Origin of the sequence: Streptomyces sp. NPDC007863, assembly GCF_040633895.1 — a bacterium.
GTDB lineage: Bacteria > Actinomycetota > Actinomycetes > Streptomycetales > Streptomycetaceae > Streptomyces.
Genome location: NZ_JBEYEI010000005.1, coordinates 341,241 through 366,294, shown reverse-complemented (window position 1 = coordinate 366,294; position 25,054 = coordinate 341,241). Strand labels below are relative to the sequence as shown.

Annotated in this window: 23 protein-coding genes; 8 read left to right on the top strand and 15 right to left on the bottom strand. The window is 73.2% G+C overall.

What is annotated here, in order from left to right; genetic code table 11:
• Window positions 1-37: 37 nt before the first annotated feature.
• The 6 genes from ABZ621_RS10870 to ABZ621_RS10845 form a co-directional block, all read right to left on the bottom strand.
• Window positions 38-592 carry a bacterial proteasome activator family protein gene (locus ABZ621_RS10870; RefSeq protein WP_360602896.1) on the bottom strand — a complete coding sequence of 185 codons (555 nt, stop codon included), beginning with the start codon at window positions 590-592 and terminating at the stop codon, window positions 38-40.
• Window positions 593-689: 97 nt separating this feature from the next.
• Window positions 690-3,557 carry an ABC transporter permease gene (locus ABZ621_RS10865; protein ID WP_360602894.1) on the bottom strand — a complete coding sequence of 956 codons (2,868 nt, stop codon included), beginning with the start codon at window positions 3,555-3,557 and terminating at the stop codon, window positions 690-692.
• Window positions 3,554-4,297, bottom strand: coding sequence for an ABC transporter ATP-binding protein (locus tag ABZ621_RS10860; protein ID WP_360602892.1), 744 nt, complete (start codon window positions 4,295-4,297; stop codon window positions 3,554-3,556). Before ABZ621_RS10860 ends, ABZ621_RS10865 begins: the two co-directional genes overlap by 4 nt.
• Before the next feature lie 87 nt (window positions 4,298-4,384).
• Window positions 4,385-5,062 (bottom strand): PadR family transcriptional regulator, encoded by a 678-nt coding sequence (locus ABZ621_RS10855; RefSeq protein ID WP_360602890.1) that lies wholly within the window; start codon window positions 5,060-5,062, stop codon window positions 4,385-4,387.
• A 98-nt stretch (window positions 5,063-5,160) separates the two neighbouring features.
• Window positions 5,161-6,000 (bottom strand): hypothetical protein, encoded by an 840-nt coding sequence (locus tag ABZ621_RS10850; RefSeq protein ID WP_360602888.1) that lies wholly within the window; start codon window positions 5,998-6,000, stop codon window positions 5,161-5,163.
• A gap of 78 nt (window positions 6,001-6,078) precedes the next feature.
• A complete protein-coding gene (locus ABZ621_RS10845) occupies window positions 6,079-7,728 on the bottom strand; it encodes a protein kinase (RefSeq protein ID WP_360602886.1) in 1,650 nt (549 codons plus the stop codon).
• A gap of 292 nt (window positions 7,729-8,020) precedes the next feature.
• On the opposite strand from ABZ621_RS10845, the gene ABZ621_RS10840 reads away from it, so the two are divergent.
• Window positions 8,021-9,673, top strand: a complete 1,653-nt coding sequence (locus ABZ621_RS10840) for a protein kinase (RefSeq protein ID WP_360602884.1) — start codon at window positions 8,021-8,023, stop codon at window positions 9,671-9,673.
• 25 nt (window positions 9,674-9,698) lie between these two features.
• On the opposite strand, the gene ABZ621_RS10835 is transcribed toward ABZ621_RS10840, so the two are convergent.
• From ABZ621_RS10835 to ABZ621_RS10825, 3 genes are all read right to left on the bottom strand, one after another.
• Window positions 9,699-10,715 carry a phosphotransferase gene (locus ABZ621_RS10835; protein WP_360602882.1) on the bottom strand — a complete coding sequence of 339 codons (1,017 nt, stop codon included), beginning with the start codon at window positions 10,713-10,715 and terminating at the stop codon, window positions 9,699-9,701.
• A 15-nt stretch (window positions 10,716-10,730) separates the two neighbouring features.
• Window positions 10,731-11,162 carry a pyridoxamine 5'-phosphate oxidase family protein gene (locus tag ABZ621_RS10830; RefSeq protein ID WP_360602880.1) on the bottom strand — a complete coding sequence of 144 codons (432 nt, stop codon included), beginning with the start codon at window positions 11,160-11,162 and terminating at the stop codon, window positions 10,731-10,733.
• 122 nt (window positions 11,163-11,284) lie between these two features.
• Complete coding sequence (locus ABZ621_RS10825; RefSeq protein WP_189944774.1) at window positions 11,285-11,944, bottom strand: response regulator transcription factor; 660 nt, start codon at window positions 11,942-11,944, stop codon at window positions 11,285-11,287.
• Between the two features lie 343 nt (window positions 11,945-12,287).
• Between ABZ621_RS10825 and pdhA the strand changes: the two genes are divergently transcribed.
• From pdhA to ABZ621_RS10800, 5 genes are all read left to right on the top strand, one after another.
• Window positions 12,288-13,469: a pyruvate dehydrogenase (acetyl-transferring) E1 component subunit alpha gene (gene pdhA, locus ABZ621_RS10820; RefSeq protein WP_360602878.1), complete on the top strand. Its 1,182-nt coding sequence runs from the start codon at window positions 12,288-12,290 to the stop codon at window positions 13,467-13,469.
• Between the two features lie 2 nt (window positions 13,470-13,471).
• Window positions 13,472-14,452, top strand: coding sequence for an alpha-ketoacid dehydrogenase subunit beta (locus ABZ621_RS10815; RefSeq protein ID WP_360602876.1), 981 nt, complete (start codon window positions 13,472-13,474; stop codon window positions 14,450-14,452).
• A 13-nt stretch (window positions 14,453-14,465) separates the two neighbouring features.
• The gene (locus ABZ621_RS10810) at window positions 14,466-15,932 is read left to right on the top strand and encodes a dihydrolipoamide acetyltransferase family protein (protein WP_360602874.1); all 1,467 of its coding nucleotides are present in this window, start codon (window positions 14,466-14,468) and stop codon (window positions 15,930-15,932) included.
• Between the two features lie 91 nt (window positions 15,933-16,023).
• Window positions 16,024-16,698, top strand: a complete 675-nt coding sequence (locus ABZ621_RS10805) for a GntR family transcriptional regulator (protein WP_360602872.1) — start codon at window positions 16,024-16,026, stop codon at window positions 16,696-16,698.
• Window positions 16,695-18,008: an MFS transporter gene (locus ABZ621_RS10800; protein ID WP_360602870.1), complete on the top strand. Its 1,314-nt coding sequence runs from the start codon at window positions 16,695-16,697 to the stop codon at window positions 18,006-18,008. Before ABZ621_RS10805 ends, ABZ621_RS10800 begins: the two co-directional genes overlap by 4 nt.
• Window positions 18,009-18,020: 12 nt before the next feature.
• Here the strand turns inward: ABZ621_RS10800 and ABZ621_RS10795 are convergent, their stop codons facing one another.
• Window positions 18,021-18,848, bottom strand: a complete 828-nt coding sequence (locus ABZ621_RS10795; RefSeq protein ID WP_360602868.1) for a maleylpyruvate isomerase family mycothiol-dependent enzyme — start codon at window positions 18,846-18,848, stop codon at window positions 18,021-18,023.
• Window positions 18,849-19,011: 163 nt separating this feature from the next.
• On the opposite strand from ABZ621_RS10795, the gene ABZ621_RS10790 reads away from it, so the two are divergent.
• Complete coding sequence (locus ABZ621_RS10790; protein WP_360602866.1) at window positions 19,012-19,818, top strand: carbon-nitrogen family hydrolase; 807 nt, start codon at window positions 19,012-19,014, stop codon at window positions 19,816-19,818.
• Complete coding sequence (locus ABZ621_RS10785; protein WP_360602864.1) at window positions 19,815-20,939, top strand: hypothetical protein; 1,125 nt, start codon at window positions 19,815-19,817, stop codon at window positions 20,937-20,939. The genes ABZ621_RS10790 and ABZ621_RS10785 overlap by 4 nt, the downstream gene beginning before the upstream one ends.
• Before the next feature lie 21 nt (window positions 20,940-20,960).
• On the opposite strand, the gene ABZ621_RS10780 is transcribed toward ABZ621_RS10785, so the two are convergent.
• The 5 genes from ABZ621_RS10780 to ABZ621_RS10760 all read right to left on the bottom strand — a co-directional run bounded on the left by ABZ621_RS10780 (window position 20,961) and on the right by ABZ621_RS10760 (window position 25,032).
• The gene (locus ABZ621_RS10780; protein WP_360602862.1) at window positions 20,961-21,773 is read right to left on the bottom strand and encodes a histidine kinase; all 813 of its coding nucleotides are present in this window, start codon (window positions 21,771-21,773) and stop codon (window positions 20,961-20,963) included.
• Between the two features lie 55 nt (window positions 21,774-21,828).
• Window positions 21,829-22,440, bottom strand: a complete 612-nt coding sequence (locus ABZ621_RS10775; protein WP_360602860.1) for a hypothetical protein — start codon at window positions 22,438-22,440, stop codon at window positions 21,829-21,831.
• Between the two features lie 38 nt (window positions 22,441-22,478).
• Window positions 22,479-23,936, bottom strand: coding sequence for a hypothetical protein (locus ABZ621_RS10770; protein WP_360602858.1), 1,458 nt, complete (start codon window positions 23,934-23,936; stop codon window positions 22,479-22,481).
• A 13-nt stretch (window positions 23,937-23,949) separates the two neighbouring features.
• On the bottom strand, window positions 23,950-24,333 hold the full coding sequence (locus tag ABZ621_RS10765; protein ID WP_360602856.1) for a hypothetical protein: 384 nt from the start codon (window positions 24,331-24,333) through the stop codon (window positions 23,950-23,952).
• Window positions 24,334-24,543: 210 nt separating this feature from the next.
• On the bottom strand, window positions 24,544-25,032 hold the full coding sequence (locus ABZ621_RS10760; RefSeq protein WP_360602854.1) for an LURP-one-related family protein: 489 nt from the start codon (window positions 25,030-25,032) through the stop codon (window positions 24,544-24,546).
• Window positions 25,033-25,054: the final 22 nt, after the last annotated feature.

Sequence of the window (25,054 nt, the reverse complement as noted above, 5' to 3'; positions counted from 1 at the left end):
GCCTCCGAAGCGCCGGGCCCTTCCTCGTCACACCGTCCTAGAGGTACGGCCCCGAGCCGACCGCGCGGCCGTGGCCGCGGCCACCGGTCTCGTCGTCGTCATCGTGCGAGGCGCCGGGCGGCAAGGCGCGCCGCATCTGCTCCAGTTGGGCGCGGGCCGCCATCTGCTGGGCGAACAGCGCGGTCTGGATGCCGTGGAAGAGGCCCTCCAGCCAGCCCACCAGCTGGGCCTGCGCGATGCGCAGTTCCGCCTCGGAGGGGATGGCCTCGTCGGTGAAGGGGAGCGAGAGCCGCTCCAACTCCTCGACCAGCTCCGGCGCCAGACCGTCCTCCAGCTCCTTCACCGAGCTGGCGTGGATCTCCTTGAGCCGGACCCGGCTGGCCTCGTCGAGAGGTGCCGCCCGAACTTCCTCCAGAAGCTGCTTGATCATGCTGCCGATCCGCATGACCTTCGCCGGCTGCTCGACCATTTCCGTCACCGGGACCTCGCGGGGTTCGTCGTCGCCCTGGGCGCCGCCGAGTGCCATCCCGTCCTGTCCCACGATGAGGACCTGGGGGCTCTCCGGCGACCTGTCATTCCTCGGCATCTCCATGCCGCCATTCTCTCGCACAGACGCTTCACCACCAGGTGTGCCCGGGGAGAAGGGTGATCCACCCTCCTTCCCGGGCACGGTCGGCCGCGGAAAGACGTCAGGTCGCCTCGCGGCGGGCCACCGCCCCCTTCGAGCGGGTCACCAGGGCGGCGAGCAGCGCGGCGCCGAGCGGGACGGCGACGAGCAGGGCCGCGAGGGTCTCCCAGGGGACCACGATCGGCACGTACGGCGGGGTGAGGTCGCCGCCCCAGCCCTCCGCGATGGTCTGCTCGTGGTAGCGGATCTGCTCGCGCTCCTCGGTCAGCCGCAGGCCGACCGCCGGGAGCAGTCCGGCGAGCGAGCCGAGGACGACGCCCATCGCGGCGACCACCCCGCACTGGAAGCCGCTGAGGGTGCGGCGGACGCGCGGCGGGGCGCCGACGGCGGCCAGCGTCTTCAGATCGGCCTCGGCGTCGGCCTGCGCGAGGCCGGTGGCGATGCCGGCGGCGCCGATGGTGACGAGGCCGGCGAAGACGGTCAGCGCGAGGAGGAAGATGCTGTCGTCGGAGACGTATCCCTCCTCGACGGTGAGGTCCACCCCGGCGCCGAGCGTGGCCAGTTCGGCGTCGAGCTTCTGGCGCTGCTCGGTGCCGGGCATGGCGTCGGTGCTGAAGTAGGCGCCGACGGGCACGGTGGCGAGGCCGGCGGACTTGGCGGCCGCGGGGGTCATGAGGACCTGGAGGCCGTAGCTCCTCGGGTCGCCGGGCACCAGGTGGGCGGCGATCCGGGAGACCTTGCCCGGGGAGGGCTTGCTCTCCGACATGGCCTTCTCGGCGGCCTTCATGTCGGTGATCTGCTTGATGCCGATCGTGCCGTCCTTGTCGACCAGCGGCCGGGAGAGGACGACGGCCTTGCCGTCGGCGAGGGCCCGGGCCGCGCCGGGGTCGGTGATGCCGAGGACCTTCAGGAGGCGGGCGTCGCCGACGAGGAGTCCGCCGTCGACGTAGACCCCGCCGCCGCCCGCGGTCTCCTTGCAGCGCCAGTCCTCACGCATCATCGTGCGCCGCTGCTCGGGGGTGAACTTCTCGGACGGGTCGCTGCCGTCGGTGGTGGCGACCCACATCGGGCACACGTGGGCGGGCGGCGTCATCACCTCGTACTGGCCGCAGCCGTCGCCGCCGCCCCAGGCGGGACAGCCGGGCTTGCCGACGGTGACGCGGGAGACGTCGGCGCGGGTCTCGACGGAGAAGTAGCGCTGGACGGCGTCGGCGACGGCGGGAACGTCCCGGCCGCCCTCCTCCATCTGGAAGAAGGAGACGGCGCCGTGCGGCAGGCTGGCGGTGTACTCGGCCCGGTACTGGGCGTCGCTGCTCGACGTGTACGTGGCGACGGCGACCGTGCCGGCGACCGCGGCGAGGACGGCGGCCACGGCGGGCGCCGTACGGCCCCGGTTGCGGACGGCGTCGCGGAGCGCGAGCCGCGGGGAGAGCGGCAGCCAGCGGCCGACCCGTCCGAAGAGCCCGACGATGGCGGGGGTCATGGCGACCACGCCCAGCTCGGCGATGGCCGATCCGCCGGCCACGATGACGAACTGGTCGGTGACGAGGGAGCCGTAGAGGGCGATCGCCGCGCCGAGGAGCAGCGCGATCAGACCGACGACGGGCAGCACCTTGCTGGTGGAGCGGACGCCGCGGCGGCCGGTGAGCGAGGCGAGCACGGTCTGCCGGGAGGCGGTGACGGCCGGGACGATGGCGGCGAGCAGGCCGGTGAGGACGGCGAGCAGCGCGATGCCGAGGAGTTCGAGCGGCCGGACGTCGAAGGCGCCGAACCGCTGCCCCATGAAGTCCTCCAGGAACGGCTGGAGGACGAGGGTGAGGACCAGGGCGAGCACCGTGCCGACGACGGCGGCGGAGACGCCGATGACGAGGCCGCCGCTGAGGACGATGGCGCGGATGTGGCTGCGGGAGCCGCCGTTGGCGCCGACCAGGCCGAGCTGGCGGCGGGAACGGCGGGCACCGACCGCGAAGGCGGGCCCGGCGAGCAGGCAGATCTCCAGCATCGCCAGGCCGACGACGGTGGCGAGGGAGGCGAGGACCATGGCGTCGGCGCCGTCGCTGGATCCGAAGTCGCCCCAGCCCTGCTGCTGGTAGAGCGGGACCTCGGAGTCGGCGGGCGGGTTCAGCTGCACGGCCCGGGAGACGACGGAGACGCCCTTGGCGTTGATCTCCTGCACGTCGTTCCACGTGAAACCACCGGAGCGCTGCACCAGGTACGAGGTGCTGGAGCCGGGCGCGAGCGCTCCGGCCTTCTCCGCGGCCTTTCCGTACGGGGCGAGGAAGGCCCCGGGAAGCGCGGTGATCTGGGCGGTGTCCAGCTCGTCGGGGAGCTCGTAGGAGCCCACGATCCGGTACGGCCGGTCGAAATTGCGAGCGGAAACGGTCGAGCCCACCGACAGCCCGCTCTTCTCCAGGAACGCGGAGGTGGCGATGACCTCGTCGGCCTTCCGCGGGTAACGCCCGTCGAGGAGCGTGGTGATGCCCCTGGCCATCGGGTCGTCGGCCTTCAGCTCCCGGACGTCGGTCTGGAGCAGACCGTGCACGGTGGTCAGCTTGGCCGCGCCCTCGCTGTCGGTGATCCAGCGGGCGCCGGCCGGTATGACCTTGCGCGGGTCGGTGGAGCCGCTCGGCCAGGGTTCGTTCTCCGCCGGTTCCTTCGCCGGATAGACGTTGTCGCCGGCGGGCGACTGGTGGACCGGGACACCGCCGAAGTCGGGGTCGCGGAAGGCGGCGTCGGCGGCGCCGATCGACCGCTCCAGGCTTTCGGTGACGGACAGTTCGGAGCTGCGGACGGTGAGATCGGCGGCGCTGACCCCGAGGATGGGGAGGGCGATCATCGCGAGGACGAGCGAGCTGCGGCCCTTGGCGCGCCAGGCGTCGCGGCGGGCGATGCGGACCGCCGCCCGCCAGGAGTGGAACCAGGTCTTCACGCCTCGGCCACCCGGCCCGTCAGGAGGGAGTCGGCCTCGCTGCGCACGGTCTGGTCGACGATGGCGCCGTCGCGCAGGAAGACGACCCGGTCGGCCCAGGCGGCGAAGCGCGGCTCGTGGGTGACGAGGACGCCGGCGGCGCCGGCGTCGCAGCGGGCGCGGAGCAGGGCGAGGACGGACTCGCCGGTCTCGGAGTCGAGGGCGCCGGTGGGCTCGTCGGCGAGGACGAGACGGCGGTCGCCGACGAGGGCGCGGGCGATGGCGACGCGCTGCTGCTGGCCGCCGGACATCTCGTCGGGGAAGCGGTCGGCGAGGTGGCCGAGCCCCATCTCCTCCAGGGCGGCGAGGGCTTCGACGCGCGCCTTGCGGGCCGACATGCCGTCGAGCTCGCGCGGCAGGGAGACGTTCTCGGCGGCGGTCAGCGCGGGGATGAGGTTGTAGTCCTGGAAGACGTAGCCGACGCTGCGGCGGCGCAGCGCGGCGAGTTCCTTCAGCCCGGCGGTGGTGATGTCGGTGCCCTCGACGATCACCTGTCCGGAGGTGGGGGTGTCGAGGCCGCCGGCGATGGTGAGGAGCGTGGACTTGCCGGAGCCGGACGGCCCCATGACGGCGACGAGTTCGCCGGGGTGCACGTCGAGGTCGATGCCGCGCAGGGCGTGCACCTCGGTGGCGCCGGACCCGTGGACCCGGGTCAGGTTCTGCAGGCGCAGCACGGGCTGCGCGGCGAGCGGTGTGGACATGAAGGGTCCCCCTAGGGTGCGCGGAGAACGCACGGTGAGCGGTGTGATGGAAGAACGGAGACGGTCGTACGGGGGCTCGGGCCCCGGTCAGCGGGCCCGGCCCGCGGCCCCGCCCCCCGGAGCCACCCCCGACCCGGCCCCCACGCCCCCCGGCCCCGTCCCCGCCCCGGGCCCGGGCGGGGTGGCGGCCGTGGCGGTCGTGGGCGCGGTCGCGGTCGCGGTCGCGGAGAGGCGGATCAGCCGGGATTCGCAGTGGTCGAGCCAGCGGGCCTCGGCCTCGGTCTGGAAGATCAGCTGTTCCAGGACGAGGAGCCAGGCGATGTCGTCGCGTTCGCGGCTGCCGGTGCCTTCGAGGGCGGCGAGGGCCTGGGCCTTGAGGCGGGTGTAGTCCTGCATGGCCTTCACGGTGTGGCGGCGCTGGGACTGGATGACCTCGCGGATGTCGACGCCGGGCGCCCCGACGGCCATGGCGAGTTTGATGGCGAGCTCGTCGCGGGCGGGGCTGGTGCGGTCCACGGGGCGCTCGAACCAGGTGCGCAGCTCGGTGCGGCCGGCGTCGGTGATCGCGTGGAGCGCGTGGCCGGCGCCGTCCTCGCCGCTCTGGACCACGAGGCCGTCCCGTTCGAGCCGGCCGAGGGTCGTGTAGACCTGCCCGACGTTGAGGGGCCAGGTGGAGCCGGTGCGGGACTCGAACTCGGTGCGCAGCTGGGAGCCGTAGCGGGGGCCGTGTTCGAGGAGGGCGAGGAGCCCGTGGCGGATCGACATACCGAGTATGTATACCGGGTATGCCGAGGGCGACAACCGTCGTGAGGGGGATGCGGAGGGTCCGCCTCAGGGGGGAGCGGGAGGGGTCGGACGGGCCGTCAGCGGCGGCGGAGCCGCAGCCCGAGGAAGCCGAGGCCGAGCCCCATCAGGGTGAGCCCCACGCCGAGGGTGAGCAGGGGAACGGGCTGGTCGGAGGCGGTGCCGGGGGTCCCCACGGCGAACTGCGGGGCGGCGGCGGGGCGGGTGGCGCGGGCCGCTTCGGGGTGCGCGGGGGCGTCCTCCCCGAGTACCTCCGCGTCCTCCTCGGGGAGGCGGTCGGCGGCGGATTCTGTTGCGGTTCTGTCACGTGCGGGGGTGGTGGAGCCGGAGGTCTCCGTGGTCTCGCCGGTCTCCGTGGCCGTCGGGGCGGGCGTCGCCGGTTCGGTGCGGCCGGGTCGGGGCCGGCCCTCGCCCGCGGGCCGGCCGGCGAGGGAGGGGGAGCCGGTGGGCTCCGGGGCGTCGCTGGTGCGGGCGGCGGGCTTCCCCGGCCGGGGCGCGCCGGTCCCGGCGGTGGTGGTGGCGGTCGCGGTGGGCGACGCGGTGGGGCCGGCGGTTCCGGTGGTTCCGGTGGTTCCGGTGGTTCCGGTGGGGGTGCCGGTGGCGCCCGGTCCCGGGGGCGTGCCCGGCCGGGTGGTGGCGGAGGGGCCGCCGGTCGCGGTGGGCGGGGCGGTGGGGGAGGACGGCGCGGCGGGGCTGGAGGCGCCGGGCGCGGTGGGCCCGGCGGTGGGGCCCAGGGCGGTGGCGCCGCCGGCGCCGTACAGGGTGAAGGCGCAGGCCAGGGCGGGGGCGAGGGCGGCCGTCCGGAGGGCGGTGCGGGACCCGAGGCCCCGCACCCGCACCTGCCCGTGGACGCGTGCCCGTACCCGTACGCCACTGCTTCCGCCGCGTGTGGGAGTCACCGGGAAACCCTCCCTGCCGTGCCGCCGAGGTGTCCGACTCAGCGTCACATAACGGGACGGGTCCGGCATCCCGGGCGGTTACTGCTGCGGGTCTCCGGTGGAGATGTCCAGGGTGAACTCGGCGTCCTTCGCGGAGATGTCCGTGCCGGCCTTCGGGTACTGCTGGAGGACCGTGCCTTCGCCGTAGGTGTTCTCGTTGACCGGGATCTCCTTGACGGTCTTCCAGCCGGCGGCCCGGAGGCAGTCCTTCACCGAGGTGATGTTCTTGTAGGTGAGGTCCGGCACCTCGAACTTCTCGGGGTCGTCGCTCGACTCCCGCGGCTCGGTGCACTCCTTCGTGTCGATGGTCTTCGACAGGTCCGGGCCCTTGTGGCCGGGGGCGGCGGTCTGCGTCTGGGTCTGCTCGGTGCCGCCGGTCGGGCCGCCGGTGCCGCCCGCGGTGGGGTCCTGCTCCTTCTCCCACGGCTTGAGGGCGACGAGCGTGCCGCCGACGGCGATCAGGGCGACGAGGACCGCGCCGACGAGCACCGGCATGTTCCGGCGCGGGGCCGGGGCGGCCGGGGCCGGCGTGGGCGCGGGCGCGTAGGAGACGGGCGGCGGGGTCTGGTAGGCGGGGGCCGGCGCCTGCTGCGGGTAGCCGTAGCCCGGGCCTGGCGCCGGGACGGGCGCCGGGGTCGGCGGGCCGTACGGGCCCGGCTGCGGCGTCGGCGGCTGGTACGGCTGCTGGACGTGCGGGGCGGGCGTCTGCGGCGGCGGGGTCTGGCCGACCGGCGGGAAGACGGCCGAGCCGACGCCCGAGCCGCTGTTCACCGGGCCGCCGGCGACGATCACCGGGGCGGCGGACTGGCCGGCCGAGAGCACCCGCAGGCACTCGTCGCGCATGGCGGCGGCGCTCGGGAACCGCTCGTTCGGGTTCTTCCGCAGCGCGCGGGCGACCAGCGCGTCCATGGCGGGCGTCACCGACCGGTTCACCGAGGACGGCGCGACCGGCTCCTCCTGCACGTGCGCGTAGGCGATGGCCAGCGGCGAGTCCGCGTCGAAGGGCAGGCGGCCCGTCAGCAGCTGGAAGAGCATGATGCCGACCGAATAAAGGTCGGAGCGGGCGTCCACCGGCCTGCCCAGGGCCTGCTCGGGGGAGAGGTACTGCGGGGTGCCGACGACCATGCCGGTCTGGGTCATCGACGTGACGCCGGACTGCATGGCGCGGGCGATGCCGAAGTCCATGACCTTCACGACGCCGCGCTTGGTCATCATCACGTTGCCGGGCTTGATGTCGCGGTGGACGAGCCCCATCTCGTGGCTGACCTCCAACGCGGCGAGCACGTCCGCCGTCACCTTCAGCGCCTTGTCGGCGGGCATCGCCCCGTACTGGCGCACGTCGGAGGCGAGGGCCGAGCCGAGCGGCTGCCCCTCCACGTACTCCATGACGATGTACGGCATCAGACCGCCGTCGAGGGTGTCCTCGCCGGTGTCGAAGACCGAGACGATATTGGTGTGCGAGAGCTTCGCCACGGCCTGCGCCTCGCGGCGGAACCGCTCGCGGAAGGACGCCTCGCGGCCCAGCTCGGTGTGGAGCGTCTTGATCGCGACCTGTCGGTCCAGCGCGCTGTCGTACGCGAGGTAGACCGAGGCCATGCCGCCCTCGCCGAGGAGGTCGCGCAGCTGGTAGCGGCCGTTCGCGACCGAACCGCCCGCGTAGCGGCCGCCCTGAGCGCCGTCGTGGCTCATGTGTGCTGTCCCCCTGCGCCCCGCGGCGTCGGTCCGTCGTCTCCCGGCCGGAAGTCCGCATCCGGCTTGATTCTGCGCCAAGTCTGCCCGAGGCCCCTGACACGTCAAGCCGAGTGCCCGTTCCGTGACCCTCTGCACCGCCCGCGTCGCGCAGAGGCGGGCGAAACTCACGGAATTTGCACAGGCGTACACGAGAAGGGTTGGATGGCCGGTCATCGCGGACCGTGTTGTCGTACGAAGCCTGTAGCGTGACGACTGGACACACGGCACGCACAGACGACGGCGAGGACTCATGGAACCCGGATCCGACGCAGGTGGCGGTGTGCCGGGCGCCGCTGGGGAGTCGTGGGGGCTCGGGCGGGTCGTCGGCGACGGCCGCTACCGCCTGACGCACCGTCTGGGGCGCGGCGGCATGGCCGAGGTCTTCGCCGCCGAGGACGTGCGGCTCGGCCGCACCGTCGCGGTGAAGCTGCTCCGCTCCGACCTGGCCGAGGACCCGGTCTCCAAGGCGCGGTTCACGCGCGAGGCACAGTCGGTCGCCGGCCTCAACCACCACGCGATCGTGGCGGTGTACGACTCCGGCGAGGACGTCGTGGACGGCCGCCCGGTGCCGTACATCGTGATGGAGCTCGTCGAGGGCCGCACCATTCGTGACCTGCTGGTCAGCGCGGAGGCGCCCGGCCCCGAGCAGGCGCTGGTGATCGTCTCCGGCGTCCTGGAGGCGCTGGCGTACTCGCACCAGCACGGCATCGTGCACCGCGACATCAAGCCGGCCAACGTGATCATCACGGACACCGGCGCCGTGAAGGTCATGGACTTCGGCATCGCCCGCGCGCTGCACGGCGCGCAGGCGACGATGACGCAGACCGGCATGGTCATGGGCACCCCGCAGTACCTCTCCCCGGAGCAGGCGCTCGGCAAGGCCGTCGACCACCGCTCCGACCTGTACGCGACGGGCTGCCTGCTCTACGAGCTGCTCTCGCTGCGGCCTCCCTTCACCGGCGAGACGCCGCTGTCGGTGGTCTACCAGCACGTGCAGGACATCCCGGTCCCGCCGTCCGAGGTCCGCGGCTCGACGCCGCCGGAGCTGGACGGCCTGGTGATGCGCTCGCTCGCGAAGGAGCCGGACGACCGGTTCCAGAGCGCCGAGGAGTTCCGCGGGCTGATCCAGTACGGCCTGGAGATGCTCCGGCAGCAGGGCGGCCACACCGGCACCTGGAGCACCGGCCCGGTGGCCGTGCACGAGGGCGGGCACACCCCCGGCCACGGCATGGCGGCGACGACGGCCATGGGGCACCCGCCGCTCGGCGAGACCGCCCAGGGCCAGATCCTTCCGCCTCCCAACCCGGACGACGGCGGCTACTACGACGGCACGGGCAGCACCGGCGGCTACGGCCCGGGCGGCGGGAACGGCGGCTACGGCGGCCAGGACGGCGGCGGGGGCAGGCGGACCAGGCGGGTGCTCTTCGCGGCGCTCGCGCTGGTCGCGATCGTCGCCGGTGCCGTCTTCGCGGTGCGCATGGCCGGGGACGAGGGCAACAAGAAGAGCCCGGTGACGACGCCGACGACGGTCTCGACCGCGCCGTCCACCGCCTCCGAGGAGCCCACCCCGTCCGAGGAGCCGTCCGAGGACACCTACGAGCCGCCGACGTCCGGCGACGGCGGCACGACGCAGAACCCGTGGCCGCCGGCCACGCAGGAGCCGACGACCGCGCCGACGCCGACGCAGGAGCCGACGACCGCGCCGACGCCGACCTACGAGCCGACCACGGCTCCGACGCCGACGGACGACACGACGACCGCGCCGACGCCGACGGGCGACACGACGACCGAGCCGACGGACGGCGGCGCCACCGGCGAACCCGACCCGACCGGCGGGGACAACGGCGACCCGGACACCCCGCCCACCGGGGGTCCGGAGGGCGACACGGGGTCCACCCCGTAGCCGCGTCCCGGGGGGGCGGCGGGCGTCAGGCGGCGAAGGCGTCGCGGACGGCGTCGTACTCCCGGGTCCACCACACGGCCAGGGCCGACACCGCGGGGAACTGCGGGTCGGCCCTGTGGTCGTGTCGCAGGTAGCGCCAGCGCAGCGTCCAGAAGTCGTTGAGCCGCTCCCACCACACCCGGTGCACCGCCGCGGCCAGCTCGGCGCCGTCGGCGCCGGCGGCCCGCCGGTAGGCGCGCGCGTACGCCCGCACCTTCTCCAGGTCCAGCTCGCCTCCCGGCCGTACGAAGAAGATCGCGGCCGCCCGGACGGCCTCCTCGGCCCGGGGGCGGACGCCGAGGCGGTCCCAGTCGACGATCGCGGCCGGTTCGGCACCCCGGTAGAGCAGGTTCAGCGGGTGGAAGTCGCCGTGCACCCAGCCGGCCGTGGCGGGCGCCGGAGGGCGCCGGTGGGCGTGCTGGGCGAGCAGCCGGCGCCGCTCCCGCAGCCGGTGCTCGGCGAGGGCGTCGAAGCCGTCGTACGGGCGGTGGGCGCGGGCCAGGCGGATCAGCTCGGCGATGTCGGCGAAGGTGTCCTCGGGGCGGGCGCTGTCGTGCCGCTCGCCGGGCGGCGGGGGCTCCATGACCCGGTCGAGGGTGGTGTGGACGCGGCCGAGGAGGGCGCCGAGGCGGCGGGAGCCGCCGGTGGTGAGCTGGGCGCCGTCGCGGTGCCGGCCCTCGACCCAGGGGTGCAGGGCGTAGCAGCGGCCGCCGATGACGGCGACGGTGCGGCCGCGGCTGTCGGGCAGCGGCGGGGCCACCGGCAGGCCGAGGGCGTGCAGCCGCTGGGTGGCGCGGTGCTGGCGGGTGATGGTGGCCCGGTCGGCGGTGGGGGCGTCGAGGTGCTGTTTGAGGAAGTAGTGGCCGCGGGTGGTGGCGAGGCGGTAGCCGCGGTTGAGCAGGCCCTCGGTGACGGGGACGCAGGACAGGGGCTCGCCGGCGTGCGGATGGCGGCGCAGCAGGGCGCCGACCGGAGGAGCGGAATGTTCAGATGAGCGCGGCACTCCGCAGATGTTAGATCACGCCGCGTGGTGGAGGTGTCGCGGTGCGGAGGCGGCCGCGGGGCCGTAGTCGATGGTGTGCACGGTGACGAACTGGGGTTCGATCCGCATGTAGACGGGGACGAAGGGCTCGCCGTCCACGGTCTGCGGTTCGGGGCCGAGGGCGGCCAGCTCGGTCTCGGTCGGCTCGGCGATCTCGGCGGTGCCGGTGAACTGCACCGAGCACAGGGTGCCCGACTCCGGATCGAGGTCGTCCGCCCCGTAGGCGACGACGCTGCCGCTGCACGCCTGGTGGTAGCCGAGCCCCTCGTGCATGCGGATCAGGACGCTGTCGCCGGAGACGATGTGACGGGCGGGGGCGACGAAGGGCATCGCCCGCATGCTCGTGGCGATCCGGCCGTACGGTGCACGGCCGAGCAGTTCGATGGCACGGATCTCCTCGGTGGACATGATTCCACTCTCCGCCACCGGCGCCCTGTCGGGAAAGGGGCCGGGGCCCCACGTCGGCGGGGACGTAGGTCCCGAATGCCGTCCGCGGGCCCCGGACTGCTCCGTCCGGGTGAGAGCCCGGCTCAGTGCCGCTCGGCCTGCATGCGCGCCACGTACGCGGCGGCCTGGGAGCGGCGCTCCATGCCGAGCTTCGACAGCAGGCTGGAGACGTAGTTCTTGATGGTCTTCTCCGCGAGGTGGAGGCGCTCGCCGATGGCCCGGTTGGTGAGGCCCTCGCCGATCAGGTCGAGGATCTTGCGCTCCTGCTCGGTGAGGTGGGCGAGCCGGTCGTCCCCCTTCGGGTTGTTGCCGTCCCGCAGCCGCTCCAGGACCCGCGCCGTCGCCACCGGGTCGAGCAGCGACTTGCCGGCCGCCACGTCCCGGACCGCGTTCAGCAGCTCGTTGCCCCGGATGGCCTTGAGGACGTATCCCGAGGCCCCGGCCATGATCGCGTCGAAAAGTGCCTCGTCGTCCGCGTACGAGGTCAGCATCAGACACTTGATCGACTCGTCCTGGGAGCGGACCTCGCGGCAGACCTCGACACCGCTGCCGTCGGGCAGCCGCACGTCGAGCACCGCCACGTCGGGGCGGGTCGCGGGGATCCTGACCAGGGCGTCTGCCGCGGTTCCGGCCTCGCCGACCACCTCGATGTCGTCCTCCACGGAAAGCAACTCGTGGACGCCGCGCCGGACGACTTCATGGTCATCCAGCAGAAATACCCGGATTTTTCCTTCTTCGCGCACGAAGCCAGTCTCACATATTGGCTCTTCCGGTGCCCGGGGTGTGCGGGTTACGGTGCCGGATGTTCCGACGAGGGTGTCGGGGCCGCTGCCCAACGCGCTGACCAGGGCGAGCTTCCGCTTTTCCGCATTTACTTGGAAATCCAAGCAAATTCGCAGGTCAAGAGGGGTTTCGCAGGAATGCGGCGTGATGGGTAACGTGCCTTCTGACGGCGTTCGCCGGGACAACTGTCACGCCCCACCCCGGCCGCGTCGCACCCACCCCGTGCGCAGGGTACGGATAAGGCGGAGAGCCGCACTGGCCCACCGGCGAACCCGGGGGCCGGACCGACGGAGGAGCACGCACGTGACCGTGGAGAGCACTGCCGCGCGCAAGACGACGCGACGCAGCAGCGGCGCCAAGCGCACCACCGGCGCCAGCGCCGGCGCAAAGAAGGCCGACCAGGCCCCGGCCGGGGAGCCCGAGCTCGTTCAGCTGCTGACGCCCGAAGGCGAGCGCGTCCACCACCCCGACTACGACATCGACCTGAGCGCCGAGGAGCTGCGCGGGCTCTACCGCGACATGGTCCTCACCCGCCGCTTCGACGCGGAGGCGACCGCCCTCCAGCGCCAGGGCGAGCTGGGCCTGTGGGCCTCGCTGCTCGGCCAGGAGGCCGCGCAGATCGGTTCGGGCCGGGCCCTGCGGGACGACGACTACGTCTTCCCGACCTACCGCGAGCACGGCGTCGCCTGGTGCCGTGGGGTCGACCCCACCAACCTGCTGGGCATGTTCCGCGGCGTGAACAACGGCGGCTGGGACCCGAGCAGCAACAACTTCCACCTGTACACGATCGTCCTCGGCTCGCAGACCCTGCACGCCACCGGCTACGCCATGGGCATCGCCAAGGACGGCGCGGACTCCGCCGTGCTCGCCTACTTCGGCGACGGCGCCTCCAGCCAGGGCGACGTCAACGAGTCGTTCGTCTTCTCGGCGGTCTACAACGCCCCGGTCGTGTTCTTCTGCCAGAACAACCAGTGGGCGATCTCCGAGCCCATCGAGAAGCAGACCCGCGTCCCGCTCTACCAGCGCGCCCGCGGCTTCGGCTTCCCCGGCGTCCGCGTCGACGGCAACGACGTCCTCGCCTGCCTGGCCGTCACCCGCTCGGCCCTGGAGCGCGCCCGCCGCGGCGAGGGCCCGACGCTCGTCGAGGCGTTCACCTACCGGATGGCGGCCCACACCACCTCCGACGACCCGACCCGCTACCGCCGCGACGCGGAGCGCGAGGCGTGGGAGGCGAAGGACCCGATCCTGCGCCTGCGGACGTACCTGGAGAACGAGGGCCACGCCGACGCCGCCTTCTTCGAGGAGCTGGAGGCCGAGAGCGAGAACCTCGGCAAGCACGTCCGCGAGGTCGTCCGCGCCATGCCGGTCCCGGACCACATGGCGATCTTCGACCACACGTACGCGGACGGGCACGCTCTCGTCGACGAGGAACGCGCGCAGTTCGCCGCCTACCAGGCGTCCTTCGCGAACGGAGAGGCCGAGTAATCATGGCTGTTCAGAAGCTTCCCCTCGCGAAGGCGCTCAACGAGTCGCTGCGCAAGGCCCTGGAGACCGACCCGAAGGTCCTCGTCATGGGCCTGGACGTCGGCAAGCTCGGCGGTGTCTTCCGCATCACCGACGGCCTCCAGAAGGACTTCGGCGAGGACCGGGTCATCGACACCCCGCTCGCCGAGTCCGGCATCGTCGGCACCGCGATCGGCCTCGCGCTGCGCGGCTACCGCCCCGTCGTGGAGATCCAGTTCGACGGCTTCGTCTTCCCGGCGTACGACCAGATCGTCACCCAGCTGGCGAAGATGCGGGCCCGCTCGCTCGGCACCGTGAAGATGCCGGTCGTCATCCGCATCCCGTACGGCGGCGGCATCGGTGCCGTCGAGCACCACTCCGAGTCCCCCGAGTCGCTCTTCGCGCACGTCGCGGGCCTCAAGGTGGTCACCCCGGCCAACTCCTCCGACGCCTACTGGATGCTCCAGCAGGCGATCCAGAGCGACGACCCGGTCATCTTCTTCGAGCCCAAGCGCCGCTACTGGGACAAGGGCGAGGTCGACACCGAGGCCATCCCGGGCGAGCTCCACAAGGCCCGGGTCGCCCGCGAGGGCACCGACCTCACCCTGCTGGCCTACGGCCCCATGGTGAAGACCTGTCTGGAGGCCGCCGCGGTCGCCGCCGAGGAGGGCAAGTCGATCGAGGTCGTCGACCTCCGCTCGGTCTCCCCGCTCGACTTCGACACCGTCCAGACCTCGGTCGAGAAGACCGGGCGCCTGGTCGTCGTCCACGAGGCGCCGGTGTTCTTCGGCTCCGGCGCGGAGATCGCCGCCCGGATCACGGAGCGCTGCTTCTACCACCTGGAGGCACCCGTCCTGCGGGTCGGCGGCTACCACGCGCCGTACCCGCCGGCGCGCCTGGAGGAGGAGTACCTGCCGGGCCTGGACCGCGTGCTCGACGCCGTCGACCGCTCGCTGGCGTACTGAGGAGAGCACCACCATGACGATCCGCGAATTCAAGATGCCCGACGTGGGCGAGGGCCTGACCGAGGCCGAGATCCTCAAGTGGTACGTCCAGCCCGGTGACACCGTCACCGACGGGCAGGTCGTCTGCGAGGTGGAGACGGCCAAGGCCGCCGTGGAGCTGCCGATCCCCTTCGACGGCACCGTCCACGAGCTGGTCTTCCCCGAGGGCACCACGGTCGACGTCGGCCAGGTCATCATCTCGGTGAACGTCGGCGGCGCCGCCCCCGCGGAGGCGCCGGCCCCGGCCGCCGCCCCCGCCGGCGCCGCCCCCGCGGAGGCGCCGGCCCCGGCCGCCGCCCCCGTCGTGGAGGCCCCGGCCCCCGCGGCGGAGCCGGAGCCGGAGGGCCGCCAGCCGGTCCTCGTCGGCTACGGCGTGGCCGCGAGCTCCACCAAGCGCCGGGCCCGCAAGGCGGCCCCGGCCGCCTCCGCGCCCGCCGCCCCGGCCGCCGCCGCCCCCGCGCCCGTCGCGGTGGTCCCCGAGCAGCTGAACGGGCACGGCCCGGCCGGCCCGCGTCCGCTGGCCAAGCCGCCGGTGCGCAAGCTCGCCAAGGACCTCGGCGTGGACCTGGCCTCGGTCGTCCCGACCGGCCCGGACGGGGTCATCACCCGTGAGGACGTGCACCGCGCGGCCGCCCCGGCGCCCGCTCCGGTCGCCCCGGCCCCGGCGGCGCCCGCGGCGGTCCCGGCTCCGGCCCCGGTCCCGGCGCCCGCCCCGGTGGCGGTCCAGGTGTCGTCCGACGCCCGGGAGACCCGCGTCCCGATCAAGGGCGTCCGCAAGGCGACGGCGGCGGCGATGGTCGGCTCGGCCTTCACCGCCCCGCACGTCACCGAGTTCGTGACCTTCGACATCACGCGCACGATGAAGCTGGTCGAGGAGCTCAAGGCCGACAAGGACATGGCCGGCCTGCGGATCAACCCGCTCCTCCTCATCGCCAAGGCCATCCTGGTCGCGGTCCGCCGCAACCCGGAGATCAACGCGGCCTGGGACGAGGCGGCGCAGGAGATCGTCCTCAAGCACTACGTGAACCTGGGCATCGCCGCGGCCACCCCGCGCGGGCTGATCGTGCCGAACATCAAGGACGCGCACGCCCAGACCCTGCCGGAGCTGTCCCGCTCCCTGAGCGAGCTGGTCGCCACCGCCCGCGAGGGCAAGACGACCCCGGCGGCGATGCAGGGCGGCACCTTCACCATCACCAACGTCGGCGTCTTCGGCGTCGACACCGGTACGCCGATCCTCAACCCGGGCGAGTCCGCGATCCTCGCGGTCGGCGCGATCAAGCTCCAGCCCTGGGTCCACAAGGGCAAGGTGAAGCCGCGTCAGGTCACCACGCTGGCCCTCTCCTTCGACCACCGCCTGGTCGACGGCGAGCTCGGCTCCAAGTTCCTGGCCGACGTGGCCGCGATCCTGGAGCAGCCGAAGCGGCTCATGACCTGGGCGTAGTGACCCGCCCGCCGCGTTTCACGTGAAACAGGCCCGTCCGCATCGCGGACGGGCCTGTTAGTTGTACACCCCTTGTATCTATGCTGTGCGCATGCCATCAGCCGCACCTCCCTCCACGGAGCAGCCCGTCAAGCAGCCGCCCGCCGCCGAGCGGGTCTACAGCCACGTCAAGCGGGCGGTGCTCGACCGTCGTTACGAGGGCGGGACCCTGCTCACCGAGGGGGAGCTGGCCCAGGCCGTGGGCGTCTCCCGGACCCCCGTCCGCGAGGCGCTGCTCAAGCTGGAGATGGAAGGGCTGCTGAAGCTCTACCCGAAGAAGGGCGCCCTCGTCCTCGCGGTCTCCGCCCAGGAGATCGCCGACGTCGTCGAGACCCGGCTGCTCGTCGAGGAGTTCGCCGTGCGCCGGGCCGTGCCCGCGCCGCCCGCGCTCCTCGCCCGGCTCGAAGAGCTCCTGGCCGAGCAGGAGCGGCGGGCGGGCGCCGGAGACCTCGCCGAGGTCGCCGACACCGACCGCAGCTTCCACGCCGAGATCGTCCGGCACGCCGGCAACCAGATCCTCGCCCGCCTCTACGACCAGCTCCGCGACCGGCAGCTGCGCATGGGCGTCGCCGTGATGCAGGCCCACCCCGACCGGGTCGCCCAGAACATCGCCGAGCACGCCGAGATCCTCGACCGCCTCAGGGCCGGCGACGCGGACGGCGCCGCCGCCGCCGTCCGCGGCCACCTCGGCCGCGTCGGCGTCCTGGTCCGGGGTGAGGGCAGGTGAGCCGCGACGGATACGGATCGGCCGTCACCCTCCCCGGCGACCCGCCCGGCGGCCGGCGCGCCGCCCTCGTCTGGGGCGTCGGCGTCGGCGTCTACTTCGTCGCCGTCATCTTCCGCACCTCGCTCGGCGTCGCCGGACTCGACGCCGCCGACCGCTTCCACGTGGGCGCCTCGGCGCTCTCCACCTTCTCCATACTCCAGCTGCTGGTCTACGCGGGCATGCAGATACCCGTCGGCCTCATGGTCGACCGGCTCGGCACCAAGAAGGTCCTCGCCCTCGGCGTCGTCCTCTTCACCCTCGGTCAGCTGGGCTTCGCGCTCTCCCCGTCGTACCCCATGGCCCTCGCCTCCCGCGCCCTCCTCGGCTGCGGCGACGCCATGACCTTCATCAGCGTCCTGCGCCTCGGCGGCCGCTGGTTCCCGGCCCGCCGCGGCCCCCTCATCGCCCAGCTCGCCGGCCTCATCGGCATGGCCGGCAACCTGATCTCGACCGTGGTCCTCTCCCGCGCCCTGCACGGCCTCGGCTGGACCACCACCTTCGTCGGCAGCTCGCTGGCCGGCGTCGTCGTCCTGGTCCTGCTGCTGCTCTTCCTCAAGGACCACCCCGAGGGGTACGAACCCACCCCCGTCCGGCACGCCGGAGCCGCCTACGTCCGCCGGCAGATCGCCGAGTCCTGGCGCGAGCCCGGCACCCGGCTCGGCCTGTGGGTGCACTTCACCACCCAGTTCCCCGCGATGGTCTTCCTGCTGCTGTGGGGGCTGCCGTTCCTCGTCGAGGCCCAGGGCCTCGACCGGGGCACCGCGGGCGAACTCCTCACCCTCGTGGTGCTCTCCAACATGGCCGTCGGCCTCGCCTACGGCCAGATCATCGCCCGGCACGGCGGCGCCCGCGCCCCGCTGGCCCTCGGCACGGTCGCCGCCACCGCCCTGCTGTGGGCGGCCACGATCGCGTACCCCGGCGACCACGCCCCGATGTGGCTGCTCGTCACCCTCTGCCTGGTCCTCGGGGCCTGCGGACCGGCCTCCATGATCGGCTTCGACTTCGCCCGCCCGGCCAACCCGCCGGAGCGTCAGGGCACCGCCTCCGGCATCGTCAACATGGGCGGTTTCGTCGCCTCGATGACGACGCTCCTCGCCGTCGGCGTGCTCCTCGACGCGACCGGCGACGACTACCGGATCGCGTTCTCCTCCGTCTTCGTCCTCGAAGCGCTCGGCGTCGTCCAGATCCTGCGCCTCAAGTCACGCACCCACCGGCGCGAGCGCGAACGCCTCGTCGCCAGCCGCGTGGAGGCCGTCCACGTGCCCGTGTAGGGCCCCGGCCGGTCAGTTCGGCGTCACCGCGAAGTGGTCGAGGATCGCGTCGGCCAGCTCCCGGTCGCCCTCCACCTTGACCCGGCCGGCCACCTCGGCCGGCCGGACCCGGCCGCAGGCCAGCCGCACGTACGTCTCCCAGTCCGTCGCCAGCGTCACCGCCGGGCCCAGCGACGGAGCCCCGTCGATCGAGCCGCGCCCCTCCGCGTCCACCCGCACCGTCCGCAGGAACTCCACCGGCCCCGTCACGTCCACCACGACCGCCGAGTTCACCGGCGCGCCCGCGTCCTTCGCGACCACCTTCGGCAGCGCCGACAGGAGCATGTCCCGCACCACGAAGGCGCCCGGCGAGTCGAGGTTCCCCGGCACCCCCAGCGCGAACCGCAGGTCCTGCTCGTGCACCCAGGTGTCGAAGGCCCGCAGCCGGTAGCCCTGCTCCAGCGTCTGCTCCCCACCCAGCGGCGCCCGGATGACGTGCTCGGGCGAGCGGGTCTCGTTCCGCAGCTGACGGGCCCGGCGGATCAGGATGTACTCCAGCTCCGAGGTCATCTCCGGTGCCGTGTGGTGCCGGCGGACGTCGACCTGCACCTCCATGTAGCGGGCGAAGTCGCTGCGCACGTGGTACAGGTCGCGGGGGAGCGAGTGGATCGGCCGCGGGTCCCCGAGCATCTCGGTCTCCAGGCCGATCACGTGCGACACGATGTCCCGGACCGACCAGCCGGGGCACGGGGTCGCCCGGTTCCACTCGCCCTCCACGAGCGGCTGCACCAGCTCGGCTATCGCTTCGATGGAGTGGGTCCAGGCGTCGGCGTAGTTCTGGAGGCTGGGATGGACGGTCACGGGACCCCTCGACGTTCTTCGGTGCGGGCTGAAAACACGACTGGGCGACAGCGGAATGGGAGGCTCGGACGCTAAGTTACGCTCCCCGGGAGCACCCCGGCAGTGCTTTCGTGTGACGATCGTAGGCCGGTGTTGACGGCTTCAACGCCAGGACGGTGGTAGTGTGCGCGCCTCGCTGATCCAGATCGCGGTAGACCCGGACGAACCGGTCGCCGACCGGCGGGCCCGCGCGGCCCGCCTCGTACGGGAGGAGCGCGGGGCCGCGGACCTCGTCGTCCTCCCCGAACTGTGGCCCACGGGTGCGTTTTCGGCCGACCTCTGGGCCGCCGAGTCCGAGCCCCTCCACGGCCCCACCTACACGGCGATGGCCGCCGCCGCCCGGGACGCCGAGGTCTGGCTGCACGCCGGCTCCTTCGTCGAGTCCGCCGGCGGCTCCCTCTACAACACCTCGCTCGTCTTCTCCCCCGACGGCGAACTCGTCGCCTCCTACCGCAAGATCCACCGCTTCGGCTTCGACCAGGGCGAGGCCGTCCTGCTGGCCGCCGGCGAGGACCTGGTCACCTTCGACCTGCCGCACCTCACCGTCGGCGTCGGCACCTGCTACGACCTGCGCTTCCCCGAGCTCTTCCGCGGCCTCGTCGACGCCGGGGCCGAGGCCTTCGTCGTCCCCGCCGGCTGGCCCGCCCGCCGCCGCGCCCACTGGCGGCTCTTCGCCCAGGCCCGGGCCGTCGAGAACCAGGCGTACGTCCTCGCCTGCGGCACCGCCGGCACCCACGCGGGCGTCGAGCAGGCCGGGCACTCCATGGTCGTCGACCCCTGGGGCGAGATCCTCGCCGAGGCCGGTCCCGGCGAGGAGGTCCTGCGGGCCGTCCTCGACCCGGCGAAGCCCGCCGCGATCCGCGAGGACTTCCCGGCCCTCAAGGACCGCGTCCTCGGCGTCGCCGCGCCCCGCCGGGCGCGGGTCCGATGAGCACGGACCCCCGGGACGGCGCGGCCGTCGCCGCCTTCGCCGGGCTCTTCGGGCCGCCGCCCGAGGGGCCCGCGATCCCCGTCGACTGGGCCGCCGTCGAGGAGTGGATCGGACTGCGGCTGCCCGCCGACTACAAGGCGATCGCCACCGTCTACGGCCCCCTCGACCTCGGCGAACGGCTCTGGATCCAGACGCCGTACACCGACGCGCACGGCCTCTTCGACTACGGCCGCTTCGTCCAGGAGTACCGCCGCATGGCGCCCGGCGTCCTCCCCTTCGGCGACACGCGCACCTCCGGCACGCTCTTCTGGGACACCACCGCCTCCGACGACCCCGACGCCTGGCCCGTCCTCCTCCACGACCCGCACGAGAAGGACCGGGGCCGCGACCCCTGGCGCCGCACCGGTGCCACCCTGCTGCCCGCCCTCGCGCTCCTCGTCGACGAGGGCCTGCCCCGGACCCTCGCCCGCAGCGCCCGCGCCGAGGACGGCACCGGGCCGTGGGTCCCGCCGCCGCGCCGCCCCGTGCCGACGGCCGGGCAGCGGGCCGCGTTCGCGAACGGCGGCACCGGACTCGACACCCTCCTCGCCGCCGTCCCGCCGCCCCCGGAGCCGTACCTCGGCCCGCGCGACTGGGAGTGGACCTACGACCAGCTCGGCACCGAACTCCCCGGCGAGTACGTCCGTCTGATGGAGGCGTACGGCGGCGGCGTCTGGTGCGACTGGCTGCGCTTCCCGCTCCCCTGGGGCACCGGACAGAACGACTTCGCGCCCTGGGCCGAGTGGTACGCCGGCAACTACCGCTCCCTGCGGGCCGACTACCCCGAGTTCCATCCGCTGGCGGTCTGGCCCGAACCCCGCGGCTTCCTGCCGTTCGCCTCCACCATCGACGGCGACCAGCTCGGCTGGCTCGCCGAGGGCGACGACCCCGAGACCTGGCCGCTGATCATCGACCCCCGCCACGCGCGCGTGGTCCGGCCGCTCACCGGCACCCTCACCGGGACGCTCCTCGCCTGGCTGCGCGGCGAGCTCGCCGTCGAGGGCCTGCCCGCCCTCGTGTACCCGCACGAGGACCCGGCCGAGCAGATCACGTACCAGCCCCGGACGGCGCCCCGGGCATGAGGCCCGGGGCGCCCGCCCCGCTCAGGAGGCGAGTTCGGCGGCGTCGGGGAGGAGGTCCGTCAGCGACTGCCACAGCCGCTTCGGCGTCACCCGGCGCAGCCGGAAGGCGCTCTCCGGGGTCACCGATCCCTCGGCGACCGGCTCGGCCGGCAGCTCGCGCAGCCAGTAGCCCAGCGGCCCGCAGTCCCAGGCCGCCACGATCCGCGCCACGACCCCCCGCTCGCCCTCCGGGCCGCCCTGCCACGCGGCGGTGACGCGCCACTGGGAGCGCAGCTCGACGATCAGGTCCGCCAGCGGGGCGGCCGGTCCGCCCGCCGCCTCCAGGGCCTCGGCCACCAGCGCCCGCTCGTCCGCGCCCGGCGTCGACGCCGCCTTCTCCAGGGCGGCCAGGCCCGCCTCCAGGGCCCCGATCGTCGTCTCCACGACCGCCTCGTCCGCCGGGGCGCCGCCGGACTGGCGGAGCGCGACGAGGTCGGCGAGCGTCCACACCACCGTGCGCGGCTCCACGAGCCGGTAGACGGCCTCCTCCTCGCCCGGCCAGCTCTCGTGGCAGACGACGTGCTCCTCGCCGATGAGGAGCCCGTGGAGCAGGGTGCCCTGGCGGCCGCCGGCCTCCAGGGAGACGATCACGTTCGGCTGCACGACGGTCTTCATCACGGGCAGCAGCAGGGCCGACAGCTCCCCGGCCGCGTTGATCAGCCCGGCTTCCCGCAGCGCCGCCCGCGCGCCCTCCAGGGCCTCCGGGACCGGCTGCCCGGTCGCCATCTGGGCCAGCACGAACACGTGGTCGTCACCGAGGCGGAAACGGGACCGGGTCACATCGAAGGAAGGCATCTTTTTTCGCTCACTCGCTCGGAAGAAGAGAAGGGGGTGCGGAAGAGGGGATGGGTCAGTACTGCGACTCGGCGAACAGGTGCGTCACCCGCGAGACCCCCGCCTTCACGGCGCCCAGCCGGGTCAGCGCCGACCGGTCCACCCCCGCGAAGATCAGCGCCAGGGACAGGTCGCCGCCCTCCGCGCGGCCGGCGACCCGGACCTGGAGCCGCTCCTTCTTCCCGCGTCCGGACTCGTGGACGGTGACGGTGACGCCGGGGTCCTCGTCGTCCGGCAGGCGGGTGAGGACGTAGCCGCGCTTGTCCAGGGCGGAGAGCCGGTAGTCGTCGCCCGCGAACCGCAGGTGCAGGGCGCGCTGGTCGAGGGTGAAGCCCGCGCGGTTGCGGGACATCGGGACGATCCGGTCGCCGACGCGGAGGGTGGACCGGTTGAGGGTGGGCAGCTTCACGACGTCGGTGTGGATGCCGCGCGCCTCGAAGGAGGCCGTGGGGAGCAGGCCGCCGCGCAGCTCGGAGACGACGGCCGCCTCCGCGTTGCTCCGGGGCAGCGGGGCGGTGAGGACGATCTCGCCGAACTCCGGCGAGACGCCCTTGAACCCGGCCCGGTAGTCGTGCCGGCCGCCCTCCTTCCAACGCTGCAGCTCGAAGGGCGTGACGTCGGTGTGCATGTTCCCTGTGTCCCTCTCGGTCGTGTCCCGGCCGCTGATCAGTCGAACGGGTTCAGCGCGCTGCCCAGCTTCTTCGCGCCGTCCTTGATCCCCTCGCCGATGTCGGACGCCTTGTCGCCGACCCACTCGCCGGCGTCCTCCAGGCCCTTGCCGATGGCCTCGTGGTTGTCCCAGATGAGGGCCGCGCCGTAGGCCACGCCCGTACCGATGGCGAGGCCGAGGGTGACCGGCGTCGGGGCGACGGTCAGTGCCGTCATGGACGCGCTGAAGGCCGTGCCGGTCAGGTCGGAGGCGAACTTCGCCGGGTCCGCCTTGATCATGTCGGTGTTGTACGTGGCGAGGTTGGCCACGCCGTAGGCGGTGGCCGCGACGCCGCCGACGACACCGGCGCCGCGCAGCCAGCCGGCCGCCTTCGCCGCGTTGGCGAGGCCGCCGTTCTGGGCGACCTTGATCAGGTTGGCCTCGGCGGCCGTCGGCATGAAGAACGAGCCGTTGCGCATGAACCCGCCCCACATGGCGGCCTCGTCGGAGCCGGTGAGGGCGGTGGCGAGGCCCGGCGGGATCTTGCTGAGCATGCTGCCGGGCGCGGCGCCCGCGAGCCGCATGTTGAAGTGCTTGGAGAGGAACGTGCCGGGCGCGGTCGGGTGCACGAACGGCGGCCGGAGCGCCTTGGACAGCTTGTACGAGTACATGCCGACGGCCGTCAGCGCGCCGGTGAACGCGCCCGCCGTGATCGCGCCGTTGGTGAACTTGGTCACCAGCTCGGCGAGTTGCGGGTTGCCGGTGAGCCGGGTGAGGCCTTCCTTCTGGAGCCGCTTGATGTAGTCGTCGAGCGTCTCGTTGTCCTTCATCTCCAGCCAGGCGAGGTTCATCCGGTCGTTCTTGGCCTTGTCGTCGGCCGCGGCGACCTTGTCCGCGCCGCCGTTGAAGCCGGTCCCGGGCGTCTCGTCGTTCTTGCCGCCGCCGCTGTCCTTCACCACGGCCTCCAGGTCCTTCTTCAGGTCCTGGTCGGCGAGGTCGAAGGCCTTCACGCAGCTGTCGAGCTGCTCGGCCCAGGCGGTCTCCGCCTCCCGGATGCTCTTGGCGTAGTCCGGGTCGTGGGTGACGGCCTGCTTCTCACTGGGGCTGAGCCGCCCGTAGTCGTAGGCGACCCGGCCCTCCTCGGAGACCTTCATGCCGGCCTTCACCGCGTCGGCGCGGGCCGACTCCAGCTGCTTCTTCAGCTCGACGAACTGCTGGTGCCCGTTGCGGAGCAGCGTCGCGGTGGCCTTCGCCTGGGTCTGCGCGGCCTGGTACTCGTACCGGGTCGCGGAGAAGTTGGTCCGCGCGGCGTTGGCGCTCACGCCGATCCAGAACGGCGAGTCGGGCAGCGTCTGCACGCTGTCGCGGTAGCGCCCCTCGACCCGGTGCAGCTCCTTCGCCATCTCGTCCCACTTGTCGGCGGCGGAGGAGAGCTTGCCCAGGTCGGTGGTCATGATCTCGGAATAGGTCAGCACGACGGCACCCTCCTCAGTAGCCGGAGATCGAGGAGACCGGCGGCACGCTCGCGATCTGCGTGCGGACGCCCACGTCCTGGCCGGTGAGGGTGGTGACGGTGCCGCGCAGCGCGCCCTTCTCGTGCGCGAGCCGCGCGAGCAGCGCCTTGACCTGGTTGTTCCAGGTGGTGTCGACCGTCTTCAGGCCGGCGGCGACGGACCAGCCGCCGAAGGTGGAGATGGCCGTGGTGGTGGCCTCGTCGGCCCACTTGGCGGCCTTGCCCGTGTCGGGCTCCAGCTCGGTCTCGATGGTGTTCGCCGCCGCCCTCTTCTTCTCCGGCGCGGTCCGCAGGTCCGGGGCGCCGCCACCGACGATCCCCCGGCCGCCGGTGCCGTCGTCCAGCTGGTTCAGGCGCATGGCCGCCGGCTCGTGGGCCGGCTCCGGAGCGGCGGCCCCGGTGGACCGAAGGCCGGCAGTTTCCTCGTCAAAACCCATCTCGCGGAGCCCCCATGGCGGTACGACGACATCACTTTGCAGATGCACCCGTATGTTTCCCGGTCCGAGCGCCGGAAACAAGCCGCGTTGGCCAGAGCCTTACAGGACCCACCCGTCTCGGTTCCCCTCCCGCTACTCCCCGCCCCGCTCGGCCATCCGGATCACGCACACCGCCACCGCGATGAGCAGGGACGCGTCGGCGTCCTCGCGGACGACGTCCACCGCGTAGGTGTCCCGGACGCGGAACCAGCGGCGGGAGATGTGGGCGAGCAGTTCGCCTTCGTACTCGACGGCGAACTCCCGGTCCAGGACGCGGCCGCTGACGTCCAGTTCGGTGCCGTCGACGAGCGTCACGCGGTAGTGGTTGCGCAGCAGCGAGAGCCGCTTGCGGCGGATGGTCGCCAGCGGCTGCTCGTCCCGCTCGATCGTCATCGCGTCGCGCAGACTGAGGAGCTTCTGCCGCAGCGTGACGAGCACCCGCCCGTCACGGTCCTTCAGCTCCAGGGTGTCGCGCAGCCGCAGCGCCTTGCCGTCGACGAGGAAGGCGGGCCGGCCGTCCTCGTCCTCGATCCAGTAGTCGTCGCCGATCGCGAAGATCTTGTCCCGTACGAGGTATTTCATGCGGAATGTCCCCCTCTCGCTG

Bases quoted from the DNA above. Each gene is read 5' to 3' on its own strand.
- ABZ621_RS10785 (WP_360602864.1), top strand. From the start codon at position 19,815: ATGAGCACGGACCCCCGGGACGGCGCGGCCGTCGCCGCCTTCGCCGGG.
- ABZ621_RS10845 (WP_360602886.1), bottom strand. From the start codon at position 7,728: ATGAGCCACGACGGCGCTCAGGGCGGCCGCTACGCGGGCGGTTCGGTC.
- ABZ621_RS10840 (WP_360602884.1), top strand. From the start codon at position 8,021: ATGGAACCCGGATCCGACGCAGGTGGCGGTGTGCCGGGCGCCGCTGGG.
- ABZ621_RS10805 (WP_360602872.1), top strand. From the start codon at position 16,024: ATGCCATCAGCCGCACCTCCCTCCACGGAGCAGCCCGTCAAGCAGCCG.
- ABZ621_RS10780 (WP_360602862.1), bottom strand. From the start codon at position 21,773: ATGCCTTCCTTCGATGTGACCCGGTCCCGTTTCCGCCTCGGTGACGAC.
- ABZ621_RS10870 (WP_360602896.1), bottom strand. From the start codon at position 592: ATGGAGATGCCGAGGAATGACAGGTCGCCGGAGAGCCCCCAGGTCCTC.
- ABZ621_RS10815 (WP_360602876.1), top strand. From the start codon at position 13,472: ATGGCTGTTCAGAAGCTTCCCCTCGCGAAGGCGCTCAACGAGTCGCTG.
- ABZ621_RS10760 (WP_360602854.1), bottom strand. From the start codon at position 25,032: ATGAAATACCTCGTACGGGACAAGATCTTCGCGATCGGCGACGACTAC.
- ABZ621_RS10810 (WP_360602874.1), top strand. From the start codon at position 14,466: ATGACGATCCGCGAATTCAAGATGCCCGACGTGGGCGAGGGCCTGACC.
- ABZ621_RS10860 (WP_360602892.1), bottom strand. From the start codon at position 4,297: ATGTCCACACCGCTCGCCGCGCAGCCCGTGCTGCGCCTGCAGAACCTG.
- ABZ621_RS10855 (WP_360602890.1), bottom strand. From the start codon at position 5,062: ATGTCGATCCGCCACGGGCTCCTCGCCCTCCTCGAACACGGCCCCCGC.
- ABZ621_RS10775 (WP_360602860.1), bottom strand. From the start codon at position 22,440: ATGCACACCGACGTCACGCCCTTCGAGCTGCAGCGTTGGAAGGAGGGC.
- ABZ621_RS10830 (WP_360602880.1), bottom strand. From the start codon at position 11,162: ATGTCCACCGAGGAGATCCGTGCCATCGAACTGCTCGGCCGTGCACCG.
- ABZ621_RS10765 (WP_360602856.1), bottom strand. From the start codon at position 24,333: ATGCGCCTGAACCAGCTGGACGACGGCACCGGCGGCCGGGGGATCGTC.